Genomic DNA, 5995 nt, shown 5'->3' with positions numbered 1-5995 from the left:
TTGCTCTGGCAAGCGGCAAAGCCGAGCGGAGAAAGCTGCACCCCCTTAGGAGTTATTTCTTTGCGCTGTTCGTAGCCCACAGCCCTGCGAAGGTGAACGCCCCGTTGATCATGAGCAGCTCGTAGCCGAAGCGGTAGCCCCAGAGATGCTGCGCTGCGATGTCGAGAGCGTAACAGAGTAGGGGTGAGGCGAGGCATACATAGGGTACGAGGCGGTCGTTGACGGCGCGGCGCGTGAGCAGTCCGAAGGCGAACAAACCTAACAGCGGACCGTAAGTGTAGGAGCAGAGTACGTAGATGGCATCGATGACACTCGTAGAGTTGAGCATACGGAACAGCAGAATGAACGCCACGAACACCACGGCGATGCCCACATGTGCACGGCGGCGCAGACGCTCGTCCTCGGGGCGCTCGCAGATGTCGACGCAGTAGCTCGTGGTGAGAGCCGTGAGCGCCGAGTCGGCACTGGAGAACGACGCCGCCACGATGCCTATGGTGAAGAACACCGTGACGACGGTGCCCAATGCGCCCGTCGCCGCGAACATCGGCAGCAGCTCGTCGCCAGCCGCAGGCAGCGGTGTGCCCTCCTTCTGCGCCAGCATCATAAGCAGCACGCCCAGAGCCATGAACAGCAGGTTGGCTGGCACGAAGGCGAAACCATACGTACACACATCCTTTTGAGCCTCACGTAGCGATTTGCACGTGAGGTTTTTTTGCATCATGTCCTGATCCAAGCCCGTCATCACGATGGCGATGAAAGCTCCGCTGAGCAGCTGCTTCCAGAAATTCTGCGTCGACACCCAGTCGTCCCACACGAACATGCGGCTATGTTCGTCGGCAGCCACCGCCCGCACGGCTTCGTCCACGCTCATGCCCAGCTGCTGCGTCACATTATATATAATAAGGAGCAGCGCGGCGAACATGCAGGTGGTCTGGAACGTGTCGGTCCACACCAGCGTCTTGATGCCTCCGCGGCGCGTGTAGAGCCAGATGAGCAGCGTCATGCCCACGACGGTTATGGGGAACGGTACGCCCACGGCGTCGAACACGAAGCGTTGCAGAATGATGCAGACGACGTAGAAGCGCACCGCTGCGCCCGTCATCTTCGACGTGAGGAAGAACCATGCGCCGGTCTTGTACGACCGCTTGCCGAGCCTCTCCTTCAGATATGAGTAGATGGTCGTCAGGTTCAGCCGATAGTAGACCGGCAGTAGCAGGAAGGCGATGGCGAAGTAACCGAGGATGAAGCCGATGCAAGTCTGTATGTATGTCATATCGGTGCGCATCACCATGCCCGGCACGCTCACGAACGTGATGCCCGAGATGGAAGCGCCCACCATTCCGAACGCCACCATGTACCACGGCGAGCGTCGGTTGGCGCGGAAGAAGGTCTCGTTGTTGTCGCCGCGTCGTGCGGTGAGGCGGCTGAAGAGCATTAGAGCCGCGAAGTAGGCGGCTACGGTGAGGAGGATTGTCATGTTTTGGTTGATATAATAGGAGGCTACAGCTTTCTTGCCGTAGCCACACTGCTTGCAGACTTTTGTTGCTAATGGCTACGGCAAGAAAGCTGTAGCCTCCTACAATTTGCCCTTGTTAACCCTCGATTTGAGGTGGCGTGGGTATGGCAGGATGCCATACCCTCCTATGTTAAAAATTACAGGTTGTGCTCAGTGAGCCAGCGCTCAGCCTCGAGCGCAGCCTTGCAGCCTGAGCCTGCAGCCACGATAGCCTGACGGTAGTTCGGGTCGGCGCAGTCGCCGGCAGCGAACACGCCCTCCACGTTAGTGCGCGGCGTTCCGTCAATAGTCTTGATGTAGCCAGTCTCGTCGCAGTCGACGAACGGGCGGAACACGTCGGTGTTCGGCTTATGGCCGATAGCGAGGAAGAAGCCGTCGATAGCGATGTCGTAACGCTCCTCGTCGGGCTCGCCCTTGCGCTTCACGAGGTGAGCACCCTCCACGCCGTCCTCGCCGAAGAGTCCGAGAGTGTTGTGCTCGTAGAGAATCTCGATCTTCTCGTTCTCCTCCACGCGCTTGCGCATTACGTCAGACGCACGCAGGAAAGGCTTGCGCACGATCATGTACACCTTCTTGCAGAGACTTGCCAGATAGAGAGCCTCCTCGCACGCTGTGTCGCCGCCGCCCACTACGGCAACGGTGCGCTTGCGGTAGAAGAAGCCGTCGCATGTGGCACATGCGCTCACGCCCTGTCCGTTGTACTTCTTCTCGTCGTCGAGTCCGAGATACTTTGCGCTTGCTCCGGTAGCGATGATCACGGTGTCAGCCTCTATCTCCGCGCCCGTGTCTGTGGTGAGCACGTAGGGCTTCTGCGAGAAGTCGACCTTTGCGATTGAGCCTTCGCGCATGTCCACGCCGAAGCGCAGAGCCTGCTGGCGCAAGTCCTGCATCATCTGATTGCCGTCCACGCCCTCGGGGTAGCCGGGGAAGTTCTCTACGACGGTAGTCTGTGTGAGCTGACCGCCAGTCTGAATGCCGCAGTATTCTACCGGGCTGAGGTTGGCGCGTCCAGCGTATATTGCAGCAGTGTAGCCTGCCGGACCGCTGCCCACGATGAGGCAACGCACATGTTCTCTATTTTCCATTTCTATTGATTTGTTTTGTTGTTACGGGTTGTTACAGGTGTTATGTTGTGGTGTTGAGGTGTTGAGGTGTTGAGGTGTTGAGATTTGTTGTGTTGAGATGTTGTTAGGTTGAGGTGTTGAGATTTGTGGTGTTGTGGTGTTGAGGTGTTGAGGTGTTGACATATCTCACCATAACACCATCTTTCATATCTCACCATCTCACCACCTCAACATAACACCATCTTTCACATCTCACCATCTCACCACCTCACCATCTCACCACCTTTTTACAGCAGTTCTTCAATCTGCTTTGCGATATTGTCGAGGCTCTCTGTCGGTTCGAATCGAGCCACTACCATTCCGCGCTTGTTGATGAGGAACTTTGTGAAGTTCCACTTTATGTCGGCTGTCTCCTTATAGTCGGGCGCATCCTTGGCGAGTATCTCCTCGAGCACCGGTGTGAGCTTGTGTGCAGGGTCGAAGCCTGCGAACGACTTCTGCTCCTTGAGGAACTTGAAGAGGTCGTCGGCGTCGTCGCCGTTCACCTTCACCTTCTTGAAGCGCGGGAACTCGGTGTTGTACGTGAGCTTGCAGAACTGGTGTATCGACTCGTCGGTGCCAGGAGCCTGTGCGCCGAACTGGTTGCACGGGAAGTCGAGCACCTCGAATCCCTGCGCATGATACTTCTCGTAGAGCTTCTCCAGCTCCTCGTACTGCGGTGTGAAGCCGCATTTTGTAGCTGTGTTCACAATGAGCAGCACCTCGTTGGCATACTCCTTCAGCGACACGCTCTTACCTTTTCTGTCTTTCACCGAGAAATCATAAACAGTCTTCATCTTTCTTTTCTTTATTTGTTTAATGTGTTCTTTTGATATCCTTTTGTCTCGGGGTATTGTTTGTTGTTTCGGGGTGTTGGCTTTAAGTCTTGTGATACAGACTTTAATTTTACAAAGGTAACGATTTTATTGGATAATACTCACTATTTGTTCTCATTTTTTTCAACTTCTTAACTCCGAACCTTATAGACTACGCGTCGTGTTCCGTCCGCCACCCGATCGGATTCCGTTCGCCACCCGATCAGATTGCGTCCGCCACCCGATTGGATTGCGTTCGCCGTCCGATCAGATTCCGTTCGCCGTCCAATCAGATTGCGTCCGCCACCCGATAGGATTCCGTTCGCTGCACGATGGTGAAAGTACTGAAAAAGGCTGACGTTTTAGCCGCAAAACGCAGCTAAAACATCAGCCTTCTATACTGTTAGAGCTATGTCAAACGCTCTACTTCTTGTTCTCTCGGTAGTATTTCAGTCCGCCCTTCACGTTCTGTATGAGGGCTTTCGACGAGTAGGTGGCACCGCTCACGCCGTCCACCTTCATCTGCTCCGCTTCGTCGACACTCTTGCCCACGAACTTCTTCAGCAGTGTCTCCGCCTGCGCGAACACCGAGGGCGTATCCTGGTTGGGAAGTGCCACTATCTTCTGCACCTTGCCATTGCGGATGTATATCTTCACCGGCGTCTTGCCCTGGAAACCGCGCGCCTTCACTATCGACGTAGTGTTGACTACGGCGGTGCCCTTCTCGTACTTTATGGCGTTCTTGCTGACGCAGAAGCTCATAAGGGCGAAGGAGCAGAGAGCGATGATTAAGGTTCTTTGCTTCATAATTTATTATAATAATAAGTTGAGAGTTGAGAATTACTTCTTGTCGTACGCGTGCAGCGGATAGTCGGTGGTGTAGTGCAGTCCGCGGCACTCCTTGCGCTCGATAGCCTGACGTGTGATGAGGTAGCCCACGTTAATCATGTTGCGCAGCTCGCAGATGTCGCGGCTCGCCTTTACGCGCTTGAAGAGCTCCTCGGTCTCCTCGTAGAGCAAGTCGAGGCGGTCCCACGCACGCTTCAGGCGCAGGTCAGAGCGCACGATGCCCACGTAGTTGGACATTATCTCGCCCACCTCCTTCACGCTCTGCGTGATGAGCACCTTCTCCTCGTTGGTCATCGTGCCCTCGTCGTTCCACTCCGGCACCTTCTCGTTGAAGTCGTACTCGTCTACGTGCTCCAGCGAGTGCTTGGCAGCTGCGTCAGCGTACACCACAGCCTCGATGAGCGAGTTGCTCGCCAGGCGGTTGCCACCGTGCAGACCCGTGCAAGAGCACTCGCCGATGGCGTACAGGCGCTCTATCGACGACTGTCCGTTGAGATCTACCTTTATGCCGCCGCACATGTAGTGGGCTGCAGGGCGAACGGGGATATAGTCGGTGGTGATGTCGATGCCTATCGACTTGCACTTGAGGTAGATGTTCGGGAAGTGCTTCTTTGTCTCGGCTGGGTCTTTATGCGTAACGTCGAGGCACACGTGGTCGATGCCGTGTATCTTCATCTCCTTGTCGATGGCACGCGCCACGATGTCGCGTGGAGCTAACGAGAGGCGCTCGTCGTACTTCTCCATGAACGACTCGCCGTTCGGCAGGCGCAGTATGCCACCGTAGCCACGCATCGCCTCAGTGATGAGGAACGCAGGGTGAGTCTCGCCCGGGTGATAGAGCGCCGTCGGGTGGAACTGTACGAATTCCATGTCCTTCACCGTGCCCTTTGCACGATATACCATTGCCTCGCCGTCGCCCGTAGCGATGACGGGGTTGGTAGTGGTCTGGTATACGGCTCCGCAGCCGCCCGTACACATCAGTGTCACCTTACTCAGATACGTGTCCACCTTCTGCGTCTCGGGGTTGAGCACGTACGCACCGTAGCAATTAATATAAGGTGTGCGACGTGTGACGCGCGCGCCGAGGTGGTGCTGCGTGATTATCTCCACGGCGAAGTGGTTCTCCTTAACGTCGATGTCGGGGCACGCACGCACAGCCGCCATCAGTCCGCGCTGTATCTCGGCGCCCGTGTCGTCGGCGTGGTGCAGGATACGGAACTCGGAGTGTCCGCCCTCGCGATGCAGGTCGAACTCGCCGTCCTCCTTGCGGTCGAAGTTCACGCCCCATTTCACGAGCTCGGCAATCTGCTCCGGCGCATTGCGCACCACTTGCTCTACGGCACGACGGTCGCTGATGAAGTCGCCCGCTATCATCGTGTCTTCTATATGCTTGTCGAAATTGTCGACTGCAAGATTAGTCACTGAGGCAACGCCTCCCTGGGCAAACGAAGTGTTTGCCTCGTCAAGCGAAGTCTTGCAAATCATGCACACCTTGCCTTTGTGTGCGCGAGCTACCTTCAAAGCGTAGCTCATGCCGGCAACTCCGGCACCAATAATCAGAAAGTCGTATTTAAAAACCATCTTTTCGGTATTTATTCTTAGACGTTGCAAATTTAGAGAAAAAAAAGAAGACACAATAAAGTTGTCTATTTTTTTTTAATGAATAGAAAAAAACGTTATATAACCCGTTGGCGGAATTAATTTAGCGCATA

5 protein-coding genes are annotated in these 5995 nt (G+C 55.4%); all 5 read right to left on the bottom strand.

Annotation, left to right across the window (positions count from 1 at the left end):
- Window positions 1-52: 52 nt before the first annotated feature.
- Window positions 53-1477, bottom strand: a complete 1425-nt coding sequence (locus tag HMPREF0673_RS03850; protein ID WP_007898310.1) for a sodium:solute symporter — start codon at window positions 1475-1477, stop codon at window positions 53-55.
- 176 nt (window positions 1478-1653) lie between these two features.
- Window positions 1654-2601, bottom strand: coding sequence for a thioredoxin-disulfide reductase (trxB, locus tag HMPREF0673_RS03845; RefSeq protein WP_007898309.1), 948 nt, complete (start codon window positions 2599-2601; stop codon window positions 1654-1656).
- Window positions 2602-2867: 266 nt separating this feature from the next.
- Window positions 2868-3416, bottom strand: coding sequence for a glutathione peroxidase (locus HMPREF0673_RS03840; protein WP_007898305.1), 549 nt, complete (start codon window positions 3414-3416; stop codon window positions 2868-2870).
- Window positions 3417-3857: 441 nt separating this feature from the next.
- Window positions 3858-4241, bottom strand: a complete 384-nt coding sequence (locus tag HMPREF0673_RS03835) for an FMN-binding protein (RefSeq protein ID WP_007898304.1) — start codon at window positions 4239-4241, stop codon at window positions 3858-3860.
- Between the two features lie 33 nt (window positions 4242-4274).
- On the bottom strand, window positions 4275-5864 hold the full coding sequence (gene nadB, locus HMPREF0673_RS03830) for an L-aspartate oxidase (RefSeq protein WP_007898302.1): 1590 nt from the start codon (window positions 5862-5864) through the stop codon (window positions 4275-4277).
- Window positions 5865-5995: the final 131 nt, after the last annotated feature.

The sequence above is a fragment of the Leyella stercorea DSM 18206 genome, assembly GCF_000235885.1.
Classification (GTDB): domain Bacteria; phylum Bacteroidota; class Bacteroidia; order Bacteroidales; family Bacteroidaceae; genus Prevotella; species Prevotella stercorea.
This window is presented reverse-complemented; position numbering and strand designations above follow the sequence as displayed.